General features: G+C 46.8%; 2 protein-coding genes. One reads left to right on the top strand and one right to left on the bottom strand.

Annotation, left to right across the window (positions count from 1 at the left end; translation table 11 throughout):
- On the top strand, window positions 1-294 hold a 294-nt coding region (locus BFF42_RS18615), incomplete at its 5' end, for an integrase core domain-containing protein (protein ID WP_146627975.1).
- Between the two features lie 340 nt (window positions 295-634).
- Here the strand turns inward: BFF42_RS18615 and BFF42_RS18620 are convergent.
- Window positions 635-920 (bottom strand): integrase core domain-containing protein (locus BFF42_RS18620; RefSeq protein ID WP_000318964.1); only part of this gene is annotated, 286 nt, incomplete at its 5' end.

The following is a 920-nucleotide window of genomic DNA, read 5'->3' on the forward strand; positions in this document are numbered from 1 at the left end:
GATCGAGGTTCACAGTACTGCGCATACGATTACCGGGTCATACAGGAGCAGTCTGGTCTGAAAACATCAATGTCGCGTAAAGGTCACTGTTACGACAACGCTCCGATGGAAAGCTTCTGGGGAACGCTGAAAAATGAGAGCCTGAGCCACTATCGTTTTAATAACCGGGATGAAGCCATCTCAGTAATACGGGAATACATTGAGATTTTCTACAATCGTCAGCGTCGTCACTCTCGTCTGGGGAATATCTCCCCGGCAGCCTTCAGGGAAAAATATCATCAGATGGCTGCTTAAAAAAAGAACAAATGGTAGTGTCCGCTATTGCCAGTACACCTCATAGATCATCGTGGCTGTTCTCGGGGTATCAAGTTACACATGGGCAGAGGCTACCCAAGGTCTACTATTATCGCCTGAAAGCGCTGATGGAACAGTGCTATCAGGGACATGCTGATGAAAATACCTAAATAATCAGCCAGCACTCTATCTTTCCAAATCCACAGCATAGCAAAGAGAGCAAAAGAGCCTGTAAATTCAGAAATTAAGGAAATGCCTCTTGGTGCACATAATCTATCTTATGTTAAATGAAATCTAATTTCTTGATTATATGCTGGATCGTTCGTGGGTGGCTTTGCCCCTATATTTCCAGACATCTGTTATCACTTAACCCATTACAAGCCCGCTGCCGCAGATATTCCCGTGGCGAGCGATAACCCAGCGCACTATGCGGATGCCATTCGTTATAATGCTCGAACGCCTCTGCAAGGTTCTTTGCTGCCGTTAACCCGTCTGGTTTGGGCATGATACTGATGTAGTCACGCTTTATCGTTTTCACGAAGCTCTCTGCTATTCCGTTACTCTCCGGACTCCGCACCGCCGTGTTCTTCGGTTCAAGTCCCAACATCCGGGCGAACTGGCGTGTT

Origin of the sequence: Shigella sp. FC1661 (assembly GCF_001712525.1) — a bacterium.
Taxonomy (GTDB): domain Bacteria; phylum Pseudomonadota; class Gammaproteobacteria; order Enterobacterales; family Enterobacteriaceae; genus Escherichia; species Escherichia coli.